This window comes from Aeromonas sp. 55A (assembly GCF_051919665.1).
Taxonomy (GTDB): Bacteria; Pseudomonadota; Gammaproteobacteria; order Enterobacterales; family Aeromonadaceae; genus Aeromonas; species Aeromonas veronii.
In genome coordinates this window covers 4,170,990-4,193,203 of sequence record NZ_JBQBEH010000008.1, presented here as the reverse complement: position 1 = coordinate 4,193,203, position 22,214 = coordinate 4,170,990, and the positions used below count along the sequence as shown (strand labels likewise).

The window sequence follows — 22,214 nt, the reverse complement described above, 5'->3', positions numbered from 1 at the left end:
ATAACAACAGCGCCCCTCCGGGCCACAGATGACAGGTGAGGAAGATGATGATGTTCAAGAGCAAGTTGGCGCTGGCGGTAGCGCTGGGATTGGGGATGAGCAGCCCGCTGTGGGCGGCGCAGGCGAGTGTCGCAGGTGAAAGTGTCGAGGCCAGACTGGCGGTGCTGGAGGCGCGGGTACAGGCGGCCGAAGCGAGAGCCGAGGCAGCAGAGAGCCGTGCCAGTCAGGCGGAAGTGAAAGCGAGCGCGGCGAGCGAGCAGGCGCAGGTGGCCAACAACCGCAGCCAGAAGGTGGATGAGAAGACCGCTGGTGCCCAGGGCTTCGAGTTTCACGGCTATGCCCGCTCGGGCCTCCTGGTCAACAGCAATGGCAACGGTGGGCGCGGCGGCCCCTACATCACCCCGGCCGGTTCGGTGGGCGGGGCCGTCGGTCGCCTTGGCAACGAGGATGACACCTACATGGAGGCCAACCTGCTGAAAACCCAGACCTTCGAGGATGGCAGCTGGGCCCGCTACAAGCTGATGCTGGCTGACGGGGTGGAGACCAGCAACGACTGGACCGCCAGCGATTCGAGCCTCAATACCCGTCAGGTGTTTGCCGAGATCGGCAATCTGGCGAGCTTCGACGGCCCTTTCAAGAATGCGGTGCTGTGGGCGGGCAAGCGCTTTGATCGGGACAACTTTGACATCCACTGGCTCGATTCCGACGTGGTGTTCCTGGCCGGTACCGGCGGCGGCGTCTACGACGTGCAGCTGGCCGACAGCTGGAAGGCCAACTTCTCTCTCTATGGCCGGGATTACGGCGACATCAGCGCCAGCGGTCTCTCCGATATCGAGAGCTACATCCTCACCATGAACAACCGCGTCGGTAACTGGCAGTGGATGGTGAACGGTCTCTCGGCCAAGGACAATGACGCCCGCATCAATGACAAGGGGGCGGGCAGCGAGGCGGCGGACAAGGGGGCACACACCCTGCTGGCCTACCACGGCGAGAGCTTCTTTGGCATCAACCCCGGTTTTGCCAAGGCGGCGGTGCTGTACGGTCATGGGCTGGGGGCCGAGGTCAAGGGGCTGGGCTCTGACAGCGAGCTGCTGGCGGACGCCGATGCAGTGCGGGTCGCCGTGTTTGGCGCTACCGATCTCAACTCGCGCTGGCGTTTTGCCCCGGCCCTGCTGGCCGAGCAGAGTCAGGATCGCTACGTGAAAGGGGATGAGTACCGCTGGCTTACCTTCAATACCCGGGTGGCGCAGGTGCTGAGCCAGAACGTCGAGCTGGTCTACGAGGCGGCCTGGCAGTACATGGATCTCGATCCCAAGGGTTACAAGGGACGCCAGGCGGTGAATGGCAACTTCACCAAGCTCACCTTCGCCCCCACCTTCAAGGCGCAGACCGCCGGCTTCTTCGAACGGCCCGAACTGCGGGTGTTCGCCAGCTGGATGGACTGGTCCTCCGAGCTCGACAACTACGCCAGCGACGATGCCATGGGCCAGAGCAACTTCACCGCCGGTGGCGAGTGGAACTTTGGCGTACAGATGGAAACCTGGTTCTAGTTCGTTATCCCGATCACAAAAATGGCAGTCGGTGCCGAGATCTATTGGTTGGCTAAAACGGTTTAGCTGATAATGCCAGCCAACAGAACAGAGTTCGGGTTTGACCGTGGATCCGATGCAGCAGTGGAGTAGCAAGGTGACGAATCGTGTGTGGGTAATGGGGGATGCGGTGGTGGACTTGATCCCGGAAGGGGCGTTGCACTACCTCAAGTGTCCGGGTGGCGCGCCCGCCAATGTGGCGGTTGGTGTGGCACGGCTGGGTGGCGATGCGGCCTTTATCGGCCGGGTCGGCGCCGATCCGTTCGGCCGCTTTATGGCCGACACCCTGAGTGGGGAGGGGGTGGATATCGGTGCGCTGCGGCTCGATCCTGACCATCGCACCTCTACCGTGCTGGTAGAACTGGATGACGAGGGGGAGCGCAGCTTCACCTTTATGGTGCGTCCCAGCGCCGACCAGTTCCTCACCCCAAATGAGTTGCCCCGCTTCGACGCCGGTCAGTGGCTGCTCACTTGCTCCATCGCGCTCGCCAACGAGCCGGTGCGCACCAGCTGCCTGCAGGCCATGGCGGCCATCAAGGCGGCAGGCGGGCGGGTCTGTTTCGACCCCAACCTGCGCCCCGAGGTGTGGGGCAACCCCGCCGAGATGCTGCCGCTGGTACGTCAGGCCATCGGGCGGGCGGATGTGGTCAAGCTCTCCATCGAGGAGCTGCAACTGCTGAGTGGCGAGGATGAACTGGTCTCCGGGCTTGCAACTCTCTCTGGCCCGGCGCTGGTGCTGGTGACCAGAGGGGCGGCCGGGGTAGTGGCTCGCCTTGATGGCGAGTTGCTGGAGTGGGTGGGGCAGAAAGTGACGCCCATCGACACCACGGGGGCGGGGGATGCCTTCGTCGCCGGTCTGCTGGCGGCGCTGGCCGGGCGCTCGTCGCTGCCGACTCTGGCTGAGCTACCCGCCATCCTGGCTCAGGCCCACGGCTGCGGGGCGCTCGCCACCACCGCCAAGGGGGCGATGACGGCGCTGCCGACCCGCTCCGAACTGGATGCCTTTTTGCGATCAGACGCAAGCGGCTGTTGAGCTACGGCTAGAAGCCCGGCTCGACAGCCCCTACTCTCATGTGACAAGGGCCCGCCAGCGTGGCGGGTCATAAGAGGAAGAATATGAATATCAGTGCGATAGCCAAGGATCTGGTGCCCCTGCTCGGGGGCAAGGAGAATATCGTCAGCGCAGCCCACTGCGCCACCCGGCTGCGGTTGGTGCTGGCCGATGACAGCAAGGTAAACAAGGCCGCCATCGACAAGCTGGAGGGGGTCAAGGGGTGCTTTAGCAACGCGGGCCAAATTCAGGTGATCTTCGGCACCGGTCTGGTCAACAAGGTCTATGCGGAGTTTGTGGCGCTGACCGGTACCGGCACCGCCAGCAAGGCGGAGCTGACCGACATGGCGGCGGCCAAGCTCAACGTGGCCCAGCGGTTGGCGCGAACCCTCTCCAACATCTTCGTGCCGATCATTCCGGCCATCGTCGCCTCAGGTCTGCTGATGGGGCTGCTCGGCATGGTGCGCACCTACGGCTGGGCCAATGCCGACAGCGCCCTGTTTGTGATGCTCGACATGTTCAGCTCGGCGGCCTTTATCATATTGCCCATTCTGATCGGCTTTACGGCAGCGCGGGAGTTTGGTGGCAATCCGTACCTCGGGGCGACTCTTGGCGGCATCCTCACCCACCCGGCGTTGACTAACGCCTGGGGCGTGGCCGGTGGCTTCAAGACCATGGATTTCTTCGGGCTCGATGTGGCGATGATCGGCTATCAGGGCACCGTCTTCCCGGTACTGTTGGCTGTCTGGTTTATGTCCCATCTGGAGAAACAGCTGCGCAAGCGCATTCCGGATGCGCTGGATCTGATCCTCACGCCGTTCCTCACCGTCATCATCACCGGTTTCGTGGCGCTGCTCTTTATCGGCCCGGCGGGTCGGGTGCTGGGGGATGGCATCTCGTTCGGTCTGAGCGCCCTCTATGAGCAGGCGGGCTGGCTGGCGGGGCTGGTATTTGGCGGCACTTACTCGCTTATCGTCATCACCGGCATCCATCACAGCTTCCACGCCATCGAGGCGGGGCTGCTGGCCAATCCGCAAATTGGCGTCAACTTCCTGCTGCCCATCTGGGCCATGGCCAACGTGGCACAGGGCGGGGCTTGCCTCGCGGTCTATTTCAAGACCCGCGATGTGAAGATCAAGGCCATTACCGTGCCGGCGGCCATGTCCTGCCTGCTGGGTATCACGGAAGCGGCGATCTTCGGGGTCAACCTGCGTTACATCAAACCCTTTCTCGCCGGTCTGTTTGGCGGGGCCTGCGGCGGCGCCTACGTGGTGGCGGCCAAGGTGGGGATGACGGCGGTGGGGCTGACCGGTATTCCCGGCATGGCCATCGTCCAGCCCATGAGCCTTATTCACTACATCATCGGGCTGGTGATCGCCTTTGGCGCCGCCTTCGCTGCATCCTACCTGCTCAAGTACAAGGTGGAGTGATGAAGGAAAGCGATCTTCTCAACCAGATTGTCCGGTCGCTGCTGGCCGGACAGCTCAAGGCGGCGGCCGATCCCCATCGGCCCCGCTGGCATCTGGCAGCCCCGGTGGGGCTGCTTAACGATCCCAACGGCTTTATCGAGCACGACGGGCGCTACCACCTTTTCTACCAGTGGAATCCGCTGGGCTGCGAGCACCGCAACAAGGGTTGGGGCCATGTCACCTCCACCGATCTGCTGCATTGGCACCACGAGCCGGTGGCGCTCTTGCCCACCGAAGCCTATGAGAGCCACGGCTGCTATTCGGGCTCGGCGGTGAGCGATGAGCAGGGGCGTTTGACCCTTATCTACACCGGCAATGTCAAATACCCGGATGGCAGCCGCACCGCCTATCAGTGTCTGGCCCGCGCCGACACTGAGGGGGGCTTCGAGAAGCTGGGGCCCGTTCTGGACCTGCCCGCAGGCTACAGCGGCCACGTGCGCGACCCCAAGGTGTGGCACGACGGCCTGCAGTGGCTGATGGTGCTGGGCGCGCGCACCCTGGATGACAAGGGGGAAGTGCTGCTCTATCGCGGCGACACCCTGCAAAGCTGGCAGCGGGTGGGCCCCATCGCCGGTAGCGGGCGAGGGGGGCTGGGTGAGTTTGGCTATATGTGGGAGTGCCCGGATCTCTTCCCGTTGGGGGAGCTCCATGTGCTGATCAGCTGCCCGCAGGGGATTGCCCCGGCAGGCGAGGATTATCGCAACCTCTACCAGTGCGGCTGGCTGGCGGGCAACTTCGACGGCGAGCGCTTCGAGCACGGGGCTTTCCACGAGCTGGATCGGGGCTTCGAGTTCTATGCGCCGCAAACTACCCTGGACACTCAGGGTCGCCGCCTCCTGTTCGGTTGGCTGGGGCTGCCGGAGGAGAACGAGATGAGTCAGCCTACGATCGCTCACGGCTGGCTCCACCAGATGAGCTGCCCGCGGGAGCTGTTCTGGCAGGATGAGTGGCTCTGCCAGCGGCCGGTGGCCGAGCTCGCGGCATTGAAGGGAGAGTTGACCCGTTTCGAGGGGACGCTTGGCGAATTTCCGGGGCTGGCCATCGACTCGGCCTGGCTCGATCTGGACCTGTGTGGTGAGGGGAGCCTCTGGTTCGGTGCCGTGGCCGAGTTGGTGTGGCAGCCGGGGCGCCTCACCTTGCGGCGCCAGAACTGGCAGAGCGGAGCGTGGGAGACCCGCAGCAGCCCATGGGATGGCGGGCGGATCACCGTGCTGTGCGATCGCTCCAGTCTGGAGTGTTTCATCGATGAGGGGCGACACAGCCTGTCGGCGCGCTACTTCCCCGGGGAGAAGCCGCAACTATCATCAGGCAACGGCGATGATGGCTGCAAAATTTGCCTCAATCACTGGCCGCTGTCGGCATGCCTAGTACAATAGCCCGGTTCTAGTCAGCCGGGAGGCCAGGTGGAGAAGAAGAAACGGATCACGATTGCCCAGATCGCCGAACTGGCGGGGGTGTCCAAGGCGACCGCCAGTCTGGTGCTCAACGGGAAGAGTGCGGAGTACCGCATTGCCGACGATACCCGCAAGCGCATTCAGGCGGTGGCGGAGGAGTGTCACTACCTGCCGAGCTTTCATGCCCGCTCCCTGCGCGAGACCCGCAGCTACACCTGGGGGTTGGTGATCCCCGATCTCACCAACTTCGGTTTTGCCCGCATCGCCCGCGCCCTTGAGGCCCACTGCCGGGAGGCGGGCATCCAGTTGCTGATCGCCTGCTCCGAGGATGATCCCGCCCTCGAGCAGCGGGTGGTGGACAACCTCATCAGCCGCCAGGTGGATGGGCTGATTGTCGCCTCCAGCGGCCACAGCGATGACATCTATGCCCGCATCCACGACCGCCTGCCGGTGGTGCAGCTCGACCGCCATATCGGCGAGTCGCGCCTGCCCATGGTGATCTCCGATGCCTGCAAGGCGACCGCAGAGCTGGTGCGGGACATGGCCAGCGAGTGCGGCGAGCAGATCTACTACTTCGGCGGCCTGCTGGATCTCTCCCCCAGCCGTCACCGGCTTGCGGGCTATGAGCTGGGGCTCCATCGCGCCGGTTTTGAAGCCGATGCCGCCCGGGTGCGTCATCGCGACTATCAGCCGAGCTCCGGTTATCAACTGATGGCCGAGCTGGTGGCCGAGCTGGGAGCGCCCCCTAGGGGGCTCTTTACCGCCTCCTTTACCCTGCTGGAAGGGGTACTGCGCTACCTCAACGAGGCGGGGTTGATGGAGACGGGCATGCGGCTGTGCACCTTCGATGATCACGACCTGCTCGACTGCATTCCCATGCGCATCGACTCGGTGGCGCAGGATTGTCCGGCGCTGGCCCTCGCCGCTTTCGAGCTGATGCAGCAACTGATTGCGGGCAATCCTCCCGCACAGACCGCCCAGGTGATCACCCCCAGGGTGCGCTGGCGCAGTCGCCGCTAGCGACTCTTCGCCCATCCATATGAGAAAGCCCCGCCATTGCTGGCGGGGCTTTTTGCTGTTGGCGGGTGGCTCGTTCCTCTGACCTGCAGCTCAGTCGGTGGTACTGGTGCGCCAGAACACCTGCTTGATATGGGGGTGGATGGCCAGCTTTTGCATCAGGGCATCCAGCTCGTCGCCATCGATGGAGGTAGCCAGCAGCACCGCCGAGATCTCCAGATCCCCCTCGCCAAACGGCTCGATATCGAGTTCGCTCAAGGGGTAGTTGGCCTGCTCCAGCATCTCCTCGAGCCAGTGCAGCACCTCTTTTTGATGTTCACGCTGGGTCAGGGCCGTCACCTTGTAGGTCACTTCTGTGTCGGTATTGTCCACCGGGCGGCGGTTGATCTGATTGACAAGCGGTCGCAGCAGGGTGTTGGCGGCCAGCACGAACAGGGCGCCCAGAATTGCCTCCATGGCGAGCCCGGCGCCACAGGCGGCGCCGACCGCTGCTACGCCCCAGAGGGTGGCTGCGGTGTTGATGCCGCGGATATTGCCCGACTCGCGCATGATGACGCCGGCGCCGAGAAAGCCGATGCCGGAGACGATATAGGCCACCACATGGACCACGTTGTAGTTGCCGCCGTGCAAGTCATAGATACGCTGGGCCAGACTGACGAACAGGGCGGCCCCTACGGCGACCAGCACGTTGGTGCGCAGGCCCGCGGTACGTTGGCGGTACTGGCGCTCCAGCCCGACCAGACTGCCGAGCACAAAGGCGAGCAACAGGCTGGCCAGGGTGTCGAGCAGGGAGATCATGTCAATTTGTTGCCACATCTTCATGGCGTACTCCTTCTGATAAGTGCTGGTTTGGTGCAATCCACGATGAAACGCCGGGAGGCGGATGGATCAGGGGATGATTGCGCGGATGGCCAGCAGACAAACAAAAACGCGGCGTCCCGGGGCGCGAGCACCATCAGATGCCCTGACGCTCGGAGAGGACGCAACAAGCGGGGCCAGCGTGGCTGGCCCCTTTCACTGTGGTTAACGCAGGTGTGCGGTCAGTTGAGTTCGGGATCGCAGTCGATGCGCGGGCGCAGTTGCCAGCGCACCGGATGTGCCACCCCGACCTGATGAACAAACTGCACCAGATAGCGTCGCTGGGGCGGGGTGCACTGCAGGTTGAGCACCAGCTCTCGCCCGCCGCCGCGACCCGGCTTCATCGATTGCATCGGTTGCAGCCCCGCCGGTTGCAACGTGTGGTTCACCATATCCAGCACCTGTTCCATATCGGCGCGATCCTCACAGCGGATCTGCAGCCGGTAGTGGTGCAGGCGCGCTTTGCCGCCCAGCCAGCGTGGCAACATGCCACGGCCGAGCCGGCTCAACAGGGGGTGAGCACGGGTAGCAACAGAACCTGTTGCGACCGCGCGATCCGCAGCCGGTTTGATTGAGATAAAACGCATAGCAGCCTCCTTGTGGGAAGCAGAAACTATGCAGGCATGGCGACCGTGGCGGTTGGCCACTGGTTGTCAGACGTCAAGTGTAAAAAGGGAGAAGAGGGGAGTGGATTTCCGCTTCTCGCAGGGTTGCGAGCATGCGGCAGAGAAAGACCTGCGGCTAGCTCGCGACCTTGGTACCGACGATGAGGGTCGGTCTACAACTGTCACTTGATGAGTTGCCCACTGATGGTCTCCGCTATTGATAAGAGGCTCGAATGATAGCCGAGGCGGCAGGCAGGGTAAACCCCGCACCGCCCGCAGCAACATCTTGAAACATAATCGAAAGCCCCGTTTTGCCGCGCAGGGCCGTAAAAAGAGACCCGGCGAGGGCCGGGTCTGCGGGGTCATTCGGTCTTGTCGATGCCAAGGTATTTGAGCATCAGTTTCTCGTAGATGGGCTCGGTATCGCCCACCTGCATCTTGTGCAGGAAGTATTTCTCGAAGGCGATCTTGGCCAGATGGACCCACTTTCCTTTCTTGAACCAGGCGACGTTGCGCGGCGGGATCTGCGGCATGGCGACGAAAGCGGCACCTGTGTCCCCCATGTCCGCCAGACAGATGGCATTCCATACTGCCTTGGTCACCGGCGGTTGGCCGCTGAGCTCCGCCTTGATGTTGTGGCTCAGGGTGCGCACCATCGCCTCAATCATATAGCCGGTCTTGGGCACCCCGGTTGGTACCGGCGTCTTGTGCGGCGGGGCAATGGCGATGCAGACCCCGGCGGCGTAAATCTGCGGGAAGGCGGGATTGCGCTGGTGTTCGTCGACGATGACAAAGCCGCGGGGATTGACCAGCCCCTCGATGCCCCGCAGCGGCGCAATGCCGACAAAGGCGGGCAGCATCATGGCGTGTTTGTAGGACAGGGTGTGGGTGCGCTTGATGTTGCCCTCATCGTCCAGCTCCTCCACCGTCATCTGGCCATCTTGCGCCGCCACGGTGCGGGCATTGCAGATCCACTGCACGTCGCGCATCCGCAATTCGCTCTCCAGCATCCCCTTGGAGTCACCCACGCCGTTGAGACCCAGATGGCCGATGTAGGGCTCGCTGGTGACAAAGGTCATGGGCACATTTTTTCTCACCTTCTTGTCGCGCAGGTGGCGATCGAGGATGAATGCGTACTCGTAGGCGGGACCGAAGCAGGAGGCGCCCGGCATGGCGCCGACAATCACAGGGCCGGGCTCATCGACCAGGGCACTGACACTGTGGCGGCACTCTTCGGCGTGGGAGAGGGTACAGACGCTGGTGGTGCCACCGGATTCGGGGCCAGCCCCTGCCACCTCGTCAAAGGCGAGGGCCGGACCGGTACAGATCGCCAGAAAGTCGTAACGCAGGGTCTGGCCATCGGAGAGGGTGAGCTGCTGCGCCGCCGGTTGCAGCTCGGTCAGGGCGGCATGGATAAAGCGGATCCCCTTTTTCTTCACATGGGGTTCGATGGGGATCGAGGTCTCCTTGCGCTCCCGCCACTGGACGGCAATCCAGGGGTTGGAGGGGGTGAATTCAAAGTTCGGCTTGTCATTGATGAGGATCACCTCATGCTGCTTGCCCAGTTCGGCCTTGAGTTCGTAGGCGGCAGACATGCCCCCAGACCCGCGCCGATGACGATTACCGTTGCCATGTTCAGCCTCCTGCGTTTATTACACGCTCATATGAGCCGGGTCATCCGACCCGTTTATTTAAATCCTATCCGTTTGAGGATCATCGCTGCCGGGCAGAAACCGGTGAATGCGCTCTGGATCAGGTTGACCCCGACAAAGGCACTCAACCAGACAAAGCCCGGATGAACCCAGCTGGTAAGGATCAGCGAGAGCAGCAACATGCAACCCGCGACGATTCTGACTCCGTTATCTACTGTCATGGTCTTTCTCCTTATCTACTTTAGATGTTGCTAATTTAGTGTTGTTTTATACAATAGAGCAAATATCAGCAATCGCTAATTTACTCTTATGAGCCAATTCGACGAGATGAACAGACATGCGACAGCCGCCGCCTCCCTGCTCAAGGCGTTGGCTCATCCCGAACGCCTGATGGTGCTCTGCCAGCTGGTGGAGGGGGAGAAGGGGGTCGGGGAGCTGCTGGCCCATAGCCAACTCGGGCAGTCGGCTTTCTCCCAGCAACTTTCGGTATTGAAGCGCTACGGCTTGATCCGTTCGCGCAAGGTCTCCCAGCAGATCTACTACTCGCTGGTGAGCGAGGCGGCTGCCGATGTGCTGGGGGCGCTGCAAACCCATTTTTGTCACTCGGAAAATAAGGAATCTTGATGATGGAAAGCCAATGGCTGCTCTCTTTGGGCGGTGGCATGCTGGCGGGGCTGTCGGCCCTGATCCTGATGTTGTTCAACGGCCGGGTTGCCGGGATCAGCGGCATTCTGGCCGGTGCGCTGCAACACCGTACGCCGTGGCGGGTGCTATTTCTGCTGGGGCTCGGGGCGGGCGCCTGGTTGGCGCTGACTCTGGGTTGGTCCACCATGCCCGCATTCACCACCTTGCCCGGCTGGCCTGTAGTGCTGCTGGCCGGTCTGCTGGTTGGCATCGGTACCCGTCTTGGCAATGGCTGCACCAGCGGCCACGGCATCTGTGGCATGGGGCGGCTCTCCCTGCGCTCCATCGTCGCCACCCTGACCTTTATGGCGGCTGGCTTTATCACCGTCTTCGTCACTCATCATCTGCTGTAAGGGGCTGATTGCCATGAAGTTGCTGACAAGTTTGTTTGCGGGTGTGTTGTTCGGACTGGGGATGGCCATCTCCGGCATGATGGATCCCGCCCGGGTCACCGGTTTTCTCGATCTGGCCGGGGCCTGGGATCCCAGCCTCGTCTTCGTGATGGGGGGCGCCCTGCTGGTCTTTATGCCGGGTTACTTCCTGCTGGTGAAACCCCGCCGCCAGAGTGTGCTGGGGGAGCCCATCGCCGCCGTACCAGCTCCTCGGCTCGAGCGCAGGCTGATCGGCGGGGCTGCGCTGTTTGGCATCGGCTGGGGATTGGTGGGTATCTGCCCGGGGCCTACTCTGAGTCTCATTTCCAGCGGGCAGCCCATGATAATGTTGTTTATAGCGGCCATGGTGGCCGGGATCTTGCTGTTTGACAAAGGACTGGCCAGGGTGCTGGCCAAGGCGCCAGCTCGGGGGAAGGATAAGGTGCGCCAGTCCCATACCGCCTGATCCCGTGAAGTGATTGATGATGCCAGGGAAGGAGTGTGATGATGGAAAAGATCCGGTTGCTGGGGATCACCATGTTGGTGATGACATCGCAGGCCATGACATCCCCCCGGGTCCTTGCCGCGGACGGGGAGCCAGAGCCCTTGTTGACAGTGGCGCCACAGCCGGTGACCGACTGGCTGACGCTGGATGGCACCGTCAGTGCCATCAATCAGGGGACGGTGGCGGCCCAGACCAGCGGCCGGGTCTCCCGCATGCTGGTGGATGTAAACGATCAGGTGCAAGCGGGGCAGCCGCTGCTGGAGATCAGCGGCAAGGAGCAGTTTGCCGCCGTCACGGGTGCCGAGGCGCGGCTGGCGCGGGCGCAGGCTCAGCAAGTGGAAGCCGAGCGCCAGCTTGCCCGTTTTCAGGCGCTGATTGCCAAGGGGGTGATCACCCGCGCCCAGCTCGACAATGCCCAGGCGACGGATCGCGCCGCCCGCGCCGAGGTCAATGCTGCCGATGCGGCTCTCACTCAAGCCCGCGAGGCCTACGGTTATACCCGCATTCTGGCGCCCTACGCCGGAGTGGTGACCAAACGGCTGGTGGAGTTGGGGGAGACTGTCGCCCCCGGTACCCCGCTGCTCTCCGGCTTCTCTCTCGACACCTTGCGGGTGGAGGTGGAGTTGCCCCAATCCGCCCTGACGCTGGCTCGTGAGCCTGCGGATGTGCAGGTGCTGCTGCCGGATGGCAAGTCTGTTACCCCGGTCAAATTGACCCGCTTCAACTATGCCGACAGCCAGAGCCACGCTTTCAGGTTGCGCCTCGACTTGCCGCCGCAAACCGCCGGGGTATTGCCCGGCATGTGGCTCAAGGTGCAGCTCAAACAGGGTGAACGTCAGGTGTTGCAGGTGCCGGATCGCGCCCTGCTGCGGCAAGGGGAGTTCAACGGCGTCTATCTGCAGCAGCCCGCGGGCTGGGCCCTGACGCCGGTGCGGGTCGGCCATTGTGTCGAGGGACAGTGCGAGATCCTGGCCGGACTGCAAGCCGGTGACAAGCTGGCTCCAGATGCCTGGGCGCAGCAGCAGGAGGTGGCCCATGAGTAGCGAGCAGAACGGCAACAAGGAGAGGCTAGGGCCTGCCGGTCGGCTGGCTGCGCTGTTTCAGGGCTCGGCCATCACGCCGCTGCTGGCGCTGGTGGGGCTGTTGCTCGGCCTGTTTGCAGTGCTGGTGACCCCCAAGGAGGAGGAGCCGCAGATTGATGTCACCTTCGCCGATGTCTATATCCCTTTCCCGGGAGCCACTCCGGCTGAAGTGGCCTCTCTCGTCACTACCCCTGCCGAGCAGGTGGTCTCCCAGATAAAGGGCATTGATACCCTCTACTCTTTTTCCCAACCCGATGGCGCCCTGCTGGTGGTGGTATTCAAGGTAGGGGTGAGCCGCGAACAGGCAATCGTCGATCTCAACAACCAGCTCGACTCCAACCGCGACTGGTTGCCACAGGGGATCGGAGTCGGTCAGCCGCTGGTGAAACCCCGGGGGATCGATGATGTCCCCATCGTCAGTTTGACCTTATGGAGCAAAGATTGGAGCAAAGAGGGGAGCAAGCAACTGGGGGCACCCGAGCTGACCCGGGTCGCCCATGAGCTGGAGACCGAACTCAAGCGCATTCCCGGTACCCGCGATATCTACACGCTGGGCAGCCAGAGCGCCGTGTTGCGGGTGATGCCGGATCCGGCGGCCCTCAGCGCCCACGGCATCAGCTGGGGCGAGCTGAGCCAGCGACTGGCGGCCGCCAATCAGGTAGGCATGACACAGGCTATCGAGCAGAACAACAGTGAGATCAAGGTGCAGGTGGGGCAGTTCCTGCAAAGCGAGCAGGAGGCTAGAGAGCTGGTGGTAGGGCTGCACGACGGCAAGCCGGTCTATCTGGGGGAGGTGGCCAGGGTCTCTCTGGGCCAGGAGACCCCGACCAAGCGCAGCTGGATGGGGCTGGGGAATCGCAGCTATCCGGCGGTGACCCTGGCCATCGGCAAGCAGCCGGGCCAGAACGCGGTCGATGTGGCCAAACGGGTAGAGGCGCGGGTCGAAAGTTTGCAGAACCGGCTGATCCCTGCCGGGGTTGAGGTGACGGTGACCCGGGATTACGGCGTCACCGCCGAGACCAAATCCAACACCCTCATCGGCAAGCTGATCTTTGCCACCACAGCGGTGGTGCTGCTGGTGCTGGTGAGCATGGGGTGGCGCGAGGCGCTGGTGGTGGGGGTTGCCATCGTCATCACCCTGGCACTGACCCTGTTTGCCAGCTGGGCCTGGGGCTTTACCCTCAACCGGGTGTCGCTGTTCGCGCAGATCTTCTCCATCGGCATTCTGGTGGATGACGCCATAGTCGTGGTGGAGAACATCCACCGCCATCGCGGTTTGGGCAAGGGGGCGCTCAAGGATCTGATACCGGGGGCGGTGGATGAGGTGGGGGGGCCGACCATACTGGCGACCCTGACCGTCATCGCGGCCCTGCTGCCGATGGCCTTTGTCAGTGGCCTGATGGGCCCCTACATGAGCCCCATCCCCATCAATGCCAGCATGGGGATGCTTATCTCCCTGCTGGTGGCCTTTATCTTCTCCCCCTGGCTGGCGAGCCATTTGCTCAAGGGGGAGGCGCACGGTGCCCACGGCGAGGCCAAGGCGGGTCTTTTTCACCGGCTGATGACCCCTTTCCTGATCGGTGATGGCGCCAAGCGCGCCAGACGCAAGCTCTGGCTGGCGGTGTTGCTGTTGGTCGGGGCCGCTACCGCCATGCCGGTGGTGCAGTGGGTGGTGCTCAAGATGCTTCCCTTTGACAACAAGTCGGAATTTCAGCTGGTGCTCGATATGCCGGAGGGGGCGACCCTGGAGCAGACCGAGCGCACCCTGCTGGCGGTCGGGCGGGAGATTGCCAAGGTGGAGGAGGTGAAGGATTACCAGGTCTATGCCGGCACCGCCGCCCCCATCAATTTCAACGGGCTGGTGCGCCACTACTTTATCCGCAGCGGCGCCAACGTGGGGGATATTCAGGTCAATCTGGTGGACAAGCATGAGCGGGATCGCAGTAGCCACCAGATTGCCCAGTCGGTTCGGGAGCCGCTGCAGGCCATCGCCAGTGCGGCAGGGGGCAACCTGAAAGTCGTTGAGGTGCCGCCCGGCCCGCCGGTCTGGTCCCCCATCGTTGCCGAGATCTATGGCCCGACTCAGGCCGCCCGCGAAGCGGCCGCTCGCGCCGTACAGGCCCGTTTTGTGGCCACGGCGGATCTGGTGGATGTGGATATCTATCTGACCGACCCGCAGCCCAAGTGGCGGCTGGTGGTGGATCGCAGCAAGGCGGCCCTGCTCGGGGTCGATCTCGGGGATCTGGTGAGCACTCTCAATGGTGGGGTGGGTTATCAGGATGCCAGCTGGCTGCAGGGGCACGGTGCCAAGTATCCGGTGCCGATCCGCATCGAACTGGCTCCCGGTGACAAACGGGATCTGGCGGGCGTGCTGGCCCTCAAGGTGCGCAGCCAGAGCGGCCAGCTGGTGCGGGTCTCCGAGCTGGTGAGTCGCCGTGATGAGGTGGCCCCCAGCTATATCATGCACAAGAACATGCAGCCCATGGTGATGGTGGTGGCCGACATGGGCGGCCACACCGACAGCCCGCTCTACGGCATGTTTGCTGCCGGTGCCGATATCGACCTGCCCCAGTATTACGTGCAGCAGCCGGATAAACTGGGAGAGGTGGCGCTGTTGTGGGACGGGGAGTGGAAGATCACCTACGAGACCTTCCGCGACATGGGTATCGCCTACGGAGTGGGGATGATCCTCATCTATCTGCTGGTGGTGGCCCAGTTCCGCTCCTATCTGGTGCCGCTCATCATCATGGCCCCCATTCCGCTCACCATCATAGGGGTGATGCCGGGCCACGCCCTGCTGGGGGCCCAGTTTACCGCCACCTCGATGATAGGGATGATCGCCCTGGCCGGGATCATCGTACGCAACAGCATCCTGCTGGTGGACTTTATCGAGCAGCAGCGCAGCGCCGGGGTGGCGTTCGAGCAGGCGGTGATCGAAGCGGCGCAGGTACGGGCCAAACCCATCATGCTGACGGCGCTGGCGGCGATGATCGGGGCTCTGTTTATCCTCGATGATCCCATCTTCAACGGACTGGCCATCAGCCTGATTTTCGGGATCCTGGTCTCCACTTTGCTCACCCTGGTGGTGATACCCTTGCTCTATTATGCCCTGCTCTCCCGACGCTCATGACGGGAGTCACTAGCGAAAGGATGCGCGATGAAGAGAGGTTGGTTGTGGTGGGGAAGTGGCGCTGTGGTAGCGGTGGCTGCTGTGGCATGGTGGTGGCGACCGCAGCCGACGCCGATCAGGCTGGCTGAGGTCGGGCGGGGGGATGTGCTGGTCACTGTGGTCAACACCCGGGCCGGCACCATCAAGTCGTGTCAGCGGGCCGGACTCAGTCTGCCCGGTGGCGGCGTGGTGGAGCAGATCGCCGTCAAGGCCGGGGAGCGGGTAGCCCGGGGAGATCTGCTGCTGACCCTCTGGAGTGACGATATTCACGCCGATCTCGCCCGGGCCCGCGCCCAGCAGGCGCTCGGCAAGACCCAGCGCGAGGAGCGTTGCAGCGAGGCGGCCTACTACGAGCGGGAGGCCAACCGGCTGGGCACCTTGCTGGCCAAAAACCTCACCTCCCGCACCCTCGCCGAGCAGGCCCAGAATCTGGCCGATACCCGCCGCTATGTCTGTCAGGCATCCCGTCAGCAGGAGCGGGTCGACGAGGCGCAGGTCGCCCAGGTGGAGGCTCGCTTGAGCGAGCGCCGCCTGCTGGCGCCGTTTGCCGGAGTGGTGGCGGAGGTCAACAGCAAGCTGGGTGAATACATGACCCCCTCACCGCCCGGAGTGGCCATGCCCCCGGTTATCGATCTTATCGACGATCGCTGTCTCTATGTTTCAGCCCCCATCGATGAGGTGGATGCTGCCCGCCTCAAGGTGGGCCAGTCAGCCCGGGTGCTGCTCGATGCCATGCCCGGGCGCGATTTTGCCGCCACCGTGACCCGCATCGCCCCCTATGTGAAGGAGCTGGAGAAGCAGGCCCGCACCGTGGAGGTGGAGGCGGCGCTCACTGCCCTGCCCACCGATGTCCCCCTGCTTATTGGCTACAGCGCCGACCTTGAAGTCGAGGTGACCCGCGCCACCGATGTGCTGCGGGTAGCGGCCAGCAGCCGGGCTGACGATGGCAGCGTGCTGCGGCTGGAAGGGGATAAGCTGGTGCGGGTGGTACCCCGCTGGGGTGTGGAGAACTGGAACTGGATTGAGGTGGCCGAGGGGCTCGCCGCCGGTGATCGGCTGGCAGCCCAGCCCGGACAGATTGTCGGGGAGGGCCCTTTCAGTGCCGCCACGGAGCAGACGGATGAGTGATCTCATTCGCCTTGATGCCGTCAGCCGTCGTTTCACTCTGGGGGGGAGCGAAGTGGCCGCCCTCGATCGCGTCTCTCTGCGAGTTGCCGAGGGGGAGTATCTGGCGGTGATGGGCCCCTCTGGCTCCGGTAAATCGACCCTGCTCAATGTGCTGGGGCTGCTGGATCGGCCCGATGAGGGGCGTTACTGGCTGGGAGGGGAGGATACCGCCACCCTGTCAGAGCCGGCGCTGGCCCAGCTGCGCGGCCATCGCATCGGTTTCGTGTTCCAGTCGTTTCACCTCATCTCCCGCCTCACCGCCCGTGAAAACGTCGAGCTGCCGCTGATGCTGTGCGGGATCGCCCCCGCCGAGCGCCATCGCCGAAGCCAGCAGTTGCTGGGGGAGCTGGGGTTGGAAAACCGGGCCGGACACCGCCCTGCCGAACTATCCGGCGGTCAGCGTCAGCGGGTAGCCATCGCCCGGGCCATGGCGATGGCGCCGCGGCTGATCCTGGCCGACGAGCCCACCGGCAATCTCGACTCCCGCTCAGGGGAGGAGGTGATTACCCTGCTGGAGGGACTCAACCAGGAGCAGGGTATTACCTTGGTGGTGGTGACCCACGATCCGCGCCTCGGTGAGCGGGCGGGCAGGCGGATCCTGATGAACGATGGCCGCATCAACATTGATAGCGGCGGTGGCTGAATGCGGCGGCCCGATGTGATCCGCTTTGCCGCCGTGGCCCTGCTGCGCCAGCGTTCACGGGCGCTGGTCTTGATCCTGGCGGTGAGTCTGAGCGTCACCTCGGTGCTGCTGCTCACCGCGCTGGGAGAGGGGGCGAGGCGCTATGTGGCCGACCAGTTCAGTTCCCTTGGCAAGGATCTGCTGGTGATGTTCCCGGGCCGCAAGGAGACCACCGGCGGGCTGCCGCCGGTCACCGGCAACAGTCTGCGGCAGATCACTCTCGATGACATGCACTACCTTGGCCAGCATCAGCCGAACGTGCGGCTGGTGCCGCTGGTGATGGGCTTTGCCGAGGCCAAGCAGGGGGCGCGGCTGCGCCAGACCATGCTGCTTGGCAGCAGCAACGGGCTGCGCGATACCCACGGGCTGGAGCTGCTCTCCGGCCGCTGGCTGCCGGGGGATGCCGCAGAGGATCGCCCGGCCGTCCTGCTCGGGGCCGTGGTGGCCCGTGAGCTGTTTGGTCAGGCCGATCCGGTCGGCCAGTGGCTGCGTTTTGACAATCGTCGCTTTCGGGTGGTGGGGGTCTTCACCAGCCAGAGCAGCAATCTGGGGATGGACATGGCGGAAGCCGCGCTGATCCCGGTCGGCAGCGCCATGCGGCTGTTCAATACCGAGGGGCTGTTTCGGCTGCTGATCCAGCCGCTGGCGGGGCAAGCGGTGCCGCCGCTGGTCAAGAGACTGGAGCAGCTGATGCAGGCGCGCCACGGGGTGCTCGATGTGACAGTGGTGCGCCGTGACGCCATGCTGGCCACCTTCTCCACCATTCTCTCGACTCTCACCCTGGCCGTTGCCGGCATCGGCGCCATCAGCCTGCTGGTCTCCGGCATCATGATGATGAATCTGGCGCTGATCAGCTCCCGCCAGCGCACCGGCGAGATCGGCCTGCTCAAGGCGCTGGGGGCCGACAGCCACCAGATCCGCCAGCTGTTTTTGTGGGAGGCGCTGTTGCTGAGCGGCAGTGGCGCGCTGTTTGGCACTGTGTTGGGCTATGCCCTTGTTGGCCTCGCCGGAGTGATTTGGCCCGGATTTCCGGCGGCGGTCCCTCTGCTCGCGACTCTCTGCACCATACCGGCGGCCCTGCTGACCGGGCTGTTTTTTAGCTGGCTGCCCGCCTCCCGGGCGGCACGGCAAGATCCGGTCAGCAGCCTGCGCAGCGGGCAGTGGAGCGGTGGCTGATGCGCGCCGCCGATCTGCTGTTCTGGCTCTGGCGCGCCTTGCTGGCGGGGCGCAGTCGCAGCCTGCTGTCTGCGCTCGGCATCGCCATCGGGATCGCCTCGGTGACCCTGCTCACCGGCATCGGCGAGGGGCTCAGGCTCTATCTGCTCGACAGCTTCTCCCAATTTGGCACCCGGCTGATCGCCGTGACCCCGGGCAAGACCGAAACCGCCGGCGGCCCGCCCGGCATCCTCTCCAGCAGCCGTCCCCTGCTGCTGGAGGATGCCGATGCCCTCGCCAGATTGGCAGGGGTAGAGGCTGCGCTCCCTGTAGTGCAGGGGCAGGGGGAGGTGCGCAGCCGCGGATTGACTCGCAGCACCGCCATTTTGGGCACAGGTCCGGCGGCGCTCTCCGGCTGGCGACTCACCCTGGTGCAGGGGCGTTTTCTGCCTGCGGATGACAGTGCCATGCCCCGCGCCTATGCGGTGCTGGGTGCCAAGGTGGCAGCAGAGCTGTTCCCCGGTGGCGATGCACCGGGGAACCTGCTGCGCGCCGGTGATCGCCGTTTTCGGGTGGCTGGGGTGCTGGCTCCCAAAGGGCAATTTCTCGGCTTTGATCTGGACGACATGATCTATCTGCCCGCTGCTCACGCTCAGGCGCTGTTCAACAAGGAGGGGCTGCAGGAGATCGACGTCATCTATCGCGCAGGGCAGACGGAGGCCGAGATCACCGCCCAGATCAGGCGGCTGCTGATCGCCCGCCACGGCGCCGAGGATTTCACCCTCACCTCCCAGCAGGACATGCTGACCAGCCTCGACAAGATCCTCTCCATCATCAAGCTGGCGGTTGGCGGGCTCGGCATTATCTCGCTGCTGATCGGGGCGGTCGGTATCTTCAGCATCATGAGCATCGCCCAGCAGGAGCGGATCCCCGAGGTGGGTCTGCTGATGGCGCTGGGTTGTCCACGGCGGCGCATTCTATTGTTGTTCCTGCTCGAAGCCGTGGTGCTGGCGCTGCTGGGCGGGGCCATGGGGCTGGCGCTGCTCGGGGGGCTCAAGCTGCTGCTTACCCTGCTGGCGGCCGGCTTGCCGCTCACCCTCCATCCTCTCTATCTGCTGCTGGCGCTCGGTTGCAGCGCCCTGGTGGGTCTGCTGGCCGGGGTCGCCCCCGCGCTGCGGGCAGTGCGTCTCGACCCCGTGGTTGCCCTGCGCGGTGACTAGGTTGCCCCTTTCGCAAGAGGCGCATTACGCTCGGGGCTGAACAGGGGGGACTAGGTGACCCCCTCCGCAACCGACAGGCTGCGCTCAGATCTGAACAGAGGGAAGTAGCGGCGATCGGCCTGACTCATGTGGCCGACCACCAGCTCCTGAATGATGAAGTTGAGCAGCTCGTCGTTGCCCAGAGTCCCCGCTTTGGCGGCGTGCAGCAGCTGGCCTGCTTTGTTGAGCAGGCGCTGGTGATCCTGACGGTGGCTGACGAGCTCCCGATAGTCGATCTCCGCCAGCATCTGCTCTTCAAAGGCGAAGTGATGGCGGGCCATGTCGAACAGGCTCTCCAGACTCTCCAGAAACGGGGCCGGATCCTCGTGCTGATCTTTCATCCGCTCCAGCAGCCGGTTGGTCAATACGAAGAGCTGGCGATGCTCGGCATCGATGCGCGGGTGACCGCACTCGTGGCCGGGTTGCCACAGCAGGGCGCCCTGCTCGGGATCAAGGCCCTCGGTATAGAGGCAGACCCGGCCGCGGCCGCGATTCTTCGCCTGATACATGGCCTGATCGGCGTGGTGCATCAGGGTTTTGGCATCCTCCCCGTGCTCGGGATAGAGCGCCAGCCCGATACTGCTGGAGATAAGCAGCTCCTGCCCCTCCAGCTGGAACGGATGGCGCAGCTGCTGGTGCAGCTTGTCGGCCACCGCCAGCACTTCGTCGCCACTCTCCGGCAGCAAGATAACGAACTCGTCGCCCCCCAGCCGTGCCACCAGATCCTGTTTGCGCACGCAGTGGCTCATCCGCTCGGCCACCATATTGAGCAGAATATCCCCGGTCTCATGGCCGAAGGTGTCGTTGATCGGCTTGAAGTGATCGAGATCGATAAACATCAATGCCAGCGGACGGGGCGTCTCCTGCTCCATCAGCTCCTTGAGCCGTTGCTGCAGCAAGCGGCGATTGGGCAACCCGGTGAGGGGGTCGTAGAAGGCGAGGCGGCGCATCATCTCCTCTCGCGCTGCCCGCTCGGTGATATCCCGGGTGACCCCGAGGATCGCCTCCGGCTGGGCATTGTGGTTGCCATGGAGGGTGGTGATGGTCTCGGTCGCCACCAGATGGCCATCCTTGTGGCGCAGCTGGGTGCGAATGACCCGGCGGGTCTGGTCATGTTCTCCCCGCTGCCATGCCTCCAGGGTGGCGGAGATCTCCTCGCGCAGCAGTTGCCTTGAGGCATCCGGCAGCAGCTGTTTGAGGGGCAGGGCAAACAGCTCGTGGGCCTCGTAGCCGCTCAGGGGGGCGATAGCCGGGCTGACGTAGCGAAAGCGCAAGCTGGCGGCATCCATGGTCCAGATCACATCGGCGCTGTTCTCCGCCACGAAGCGATAGTGCTGCTCGCTCTGGGCCAGTTCACGGGTCAGCCGCTGGCGATCCCGCGCCTCCTCACGCAGGCGCAGATAGAGGTGCAAGAAGATGCCGAGCAGGGTCATCAGGGTAAAGGTGATAAGCATGGCCACCGCCACGCTCTTGTCGAGCAGTTGCCGTTGCTGGCGCAGCCGCTCCTGCGCCGGGTCGTAGATAAAGCGGTCGAGGTTGGGCAATACCGTGAGCATGCCCGCCTCCAGATAGGTTTTGGCGATCTGCAGCCAGCGCTCCTGCTGCATGTAGCCAGGTTCGATCAGATCTGGCTGCATCAGCTCTCTGGTTTCGCGAGCCTCGAACTCCAGCTGTTCACGGCCAGCCCCGGTCGGGTACTGCTCCATGATCAGGTTGATCATCTCGTCGGGGTGGTCCATCGCATAGCGCCACCCCTTGAGGCTGGCCTGCTGGAAGGCGTAGACCCGATCCTGTCGGGTGATCAGCTCCCGTTCGGAGGTAAACAGGTTGTCGCCGTAGAAGTCGAAGTCGATGGTGCGCGGACTGAAAACCCGATAGGGGATCCCTTTTTGTTGCAGATAGAAGGGCTCGGTAGTGCTGTAGGCGCTGATGGCATCCACCTTGCCCGCCAGCAGTGCCTGTATCCCCTGTTTGTATGGGAGGGTGACCCAGTCGCGGCTGCGGGTCTGGTGAGAAAGGTAGGTCAGCAGCTCGTTGGAGCCAGGCTCCAGCATCAGTCGCTTGTTGGCCAGATCGGCCGGGTTGCGAATATCTGGCCGATCCAGCGTGAGCAGAACCAGCGGCGAGTGCTGCAGCAGGGCGGCGAGCACCACCACCGGGCGACCGGCAGCCCGATCCAGCAGCAGGTCACTGCCGCTGATGCCAAACTGGGCCTTTCCCGAGATCACCTCGCTGACCACATCGGTGCGGGAGTCCGCTTCGCGCAGGGTGACATGCAGACCGGCCTCCCGATAAAACCCTTTGGCGATAGCCGCGTAGTAACCGGCAAACTGGAACTGGTGTTGCCACGGCAACTGGACGATGACCTGCTCGCCGGCTCGCACGGGGGAAGAGGTCAGGGTCGCGATGACCATACCGACCAGCATTGGCATAAACCAGCTGAAGGGCTGGCGGGGGGCTGCGTTCTCCGTCATACAACGTTTCTCTCGGGAGCGGTGTCTAGGC

19 protein-coding genes are annotated in these 22,214 nt (G+C 63.8%); 14 read left to right on the top strand and 5 right to left on the bottom strand.

Annotated elements, in window-relative coordinates; translation table 11 throughout:
* Positions 1-44 precede the first annotated feature (44 nt).
* From ACTG2G_RS23185 to ACTG2G_RS23165, 5 genes are all read left to right on the top strand, one after another.
* Positions 45-1,550 (top strand): carbohydrate porin, encoded by a 1,506-nt coding sequence (locus ACTG2G_RS23185; protein WP_439985883.1) that lies wholly within the window; start codon positions 45-47, stop codon positions 1,548-1,550.
* Between the two features lie 115 nt (positions 1,551-1,665).
* Positions 1,666-2,622, top strand: coding sequence for an aminoimidazole riboside kinase (locus ACTG2G_RS23180; RefSeq protein WP_439985882.1), 957 nt, complete (start codon positions 1,666-1,668; stop codon positions 2,620-2,622).
* Between the two features lie 83 nt (positions 2,623-2,705).
* Positions 2,706-4,070 carry a sucrose-specific PTS transporter subunit IIBC gene (locus ACTG2G_RS23175; RefSeq protein WP_043818633.1) on the top strand — a complete coding sequence of 455 codons (1,365 nt, stop codon included), beginning with the start codon at positions 2,706-2,708 and terminating at the stop codon, positions 4,068-4,070.
* Positions 4,070-5,485: a glycoside hydrolase family 32 protein gene (locus tag ACTG2G_RS23170; RefSeq protein ID WP_335836710.1), complete on the top strand. Its 1,416-nt coding sequence runs from the start codon at positions 4,070-4,072 to the stop codon at positions 5,483-5,485. The genes ACTG2G_RS23175 and ACTG2G_RS23170 overlap by 1 nt, the downstream gene beginning before the upstream one ends.
* 27 nt (positions 5,486-5,512) lie before the next feature.
* On the top strand, positions 5,513-6,523 hold the full coding sequence (locus ACTG2G_RS23165; protein ID WP_139740684.1) for a substrate-binding domain-containing protein: 1,011 nt from the start codon (positions 5,513-5,515) through the stop codon (positions 6,521-6,523).
* A 90-nt stretch (positions 6,524-6,613) separates the two neighbouring features.
* Here ACTG2G_RS23165 and ACTG2G_RS23160 read toward each other — a convergent pair whose 3' ends face one another.
* From ACTG2G_RS23160 to ACTG2G_RS23145, 4 genes are all read right to left on the bottom strand, one after another.
* On the bottom strand, positions 6,614-7,342 hold the full coding sequence (locus ACTG2G_RS23160; RefSeq protein WP_005338018.1) for an MgtC/SapB family protein: 729 nt from the start codon (positions 7,340-7,342) through the stop codon (positions 6,614-6,616).
* A gap of 218 nt (positions 7,343-7,560) precedes the next feature.
* On the bottom strand, positions 7,561-7,965 hold the full coding sequence (locus ACTG2G_RS23155) for a hypothetical protein (protein ID WP_068976643.1): 405 nt from the start codon (positions 7,963-7,965) through the stop codon (positions 7,561-7,563).
* Positions 7,966-8,345: 380 nt separating this feature from the next.
* Positions 8,346-9,578 (bottom strand): NAD(P)/FAD-dependent oxidoreductase, encoded by a 1,233-nt coding sequence (locus ACTG2G_RS23150; RefSeq protein ID WP_439985881.1) that lies wholly within the window; start codon positions 9,576-9,578, stop codon positions 8,346-8,348.
* A 92-nt stretch (positions 9,579-9,670) separates the two neighbouring features.
* The gene (locus tag ACTG2G_RS23145) at positions 9,671-9,856 is read right to left on the bottom strand and encodes a YgaP family membrane protein (protein ID WP_100654141.1); all 186 of its coding nucleotides are present in this window, start codon (positions 9,854-9,856) and stop codon (positions 9,671-9,673) included.
* Between the two features lie 88 nt (positions 9,857-9,944).
* Here ACTG2G_RS23145 and ACTG2G_RS23140 point away from each other — a divergent pair, with 88 nt between their 5' ends.
* From ACTG2G_RS23140 to ACTG2G_RS23100, 9 genes are read left to right on the top strand one after another with little or no spacing between them, the layout of a single operon-like run.
* Positions 9,945-10,259, top strand: coding sequence for an ArsR/SmtB family transcription factor (locus tag ACTG2G_RS23140; RefSeq protein ID WP_005338008.1), 315 nt, complete (start codon positions 9,945-9,947; stop codon positions 10,257-10,259).
* Positions 10,259-10,672 (top strand): YeeE/YedE family protein, encoded by a 414-nt coding sequence (locus tag ACTG2G_RS23135; RefSeq protein WP_168176940.1) that lies wholly within the window; start codon positions 10,259-10,261, stop codon positions 10,670-10,672. Before ACTG2G_RS23140 ends, ACTG2G_RS23135 begins: the two co-directional genes overlap by 1 nt.
* A 13-nt stretch (positions 10,673-10,685) precedes the next feature.
* Positions 10,686-11,156 carry a DUF6691 family protein gene (locus tag ACTG2G_RS23130; protein ID WP_439985880.1) on the top strand — a complete coding sequence of 157 codons (471 nt, stop codon included), beginning with the start codon at positions 10,686-10,688 and terminating at the stop codon, positions 11,154-11,156.
* A 41-nt stretch (positions 11,157-11,197) separates the two neighbouring features.
* Entirely contained in the window at positions 11,198-12,238 is a 1,041-nt protein-coding gene (locus ACTG2G_RS23125) for an efflux RND transporter periplasmic adaptor subunit (RefSeq protein WP_439985926.1), read from the top strand.
* Complete coding sequence (locus ACTG2G_RS23120) at positions 12,231-15,407, top strand: efflux RND transporter permease subunit (protein ID WP_439985879.1); 3,177 nt, start codon at positions 12,231-12,233, stop codon at positions 15,405-15,407. The genes ACTG2G_RS23125 and ACTG2G_RS23120 overlap by 8 nt, the downstream gene beginning before the upstream one ends.
* 27 nt (positions 15,408-15,434) lie before the next feature.
* Positions 15,435-16,574 carry an efflux RND transporter periplasmic adaptor subunit gene (locus ACTG2G_RS23115; protein ID WP_216951330.1) on the top strand — a complete coding sequence of 380 codons (1,140 nt, stop codon included), beginning with the start codon at positions 15,435-15,437 and terminating at the stop codon, positions 16,572-16,574.
* Complete coding sequence (locus ACTG2G_RS23110; protein WP_158113186.1) at positions 16,567-17,256, top strand: ABC transporter ATP-binding protein; 690 nt, start codon at positions 16,567-16,569, stop codon at positions 17,254-17,256. The genes ACTG2G_RS23115 and ACTG2G_RS23110 overlap by 8 nt, the downstream gene beginning before the upstream one ends.
* Positions 17,257-18,471 carry an ABC transporter permease gene (locus ACTG2G_RS23105; protein ID WP_439985878.1) on the top strand — a complete coding sequence of 405 codons (1,215 nt, stop codon included), beginning with the start codon at positions 17,257-17,259 and terminating at the stop codon, positions 18,469-18,471. It abuts the gene before it with no gap.
* Positions 18,471-19,670 (top strand): ABC transporter permease, encoded by a 1,200-nt coding sequence (locus tag ACTG2G_RS23100; protein ID WP_199428184.1) that lies wholly within the window; start codon positions 18,471-18,473, stop codon positions 19,668-19,670. Before ACTG2G_RS23105 ends, ACTG2G_RS23100 begins: the two co-directional genes overlap by 1 nt.
* Before the next feature lie 50 nt (positions 19,671-19,720).
* Here ACTG2G_RS23100 and ACTG2G_RS23095 read toward each other — a convergent pair whose 3' ends face one another.
* Positions 19,721-22,183: a diguanylate cyclase domain-containing protein gene (locus ACTG2G_RS23095; RefSeq protein WP_439985877.1), complete on the bottom strand. Its 2,463-nt coding sequence runs from the start codon at positions 22,181-22,183 to the stop codon at positions 19,721-19,723.
* Positions 22,184-22,214 lie beyond the last annotated feature (31 nt).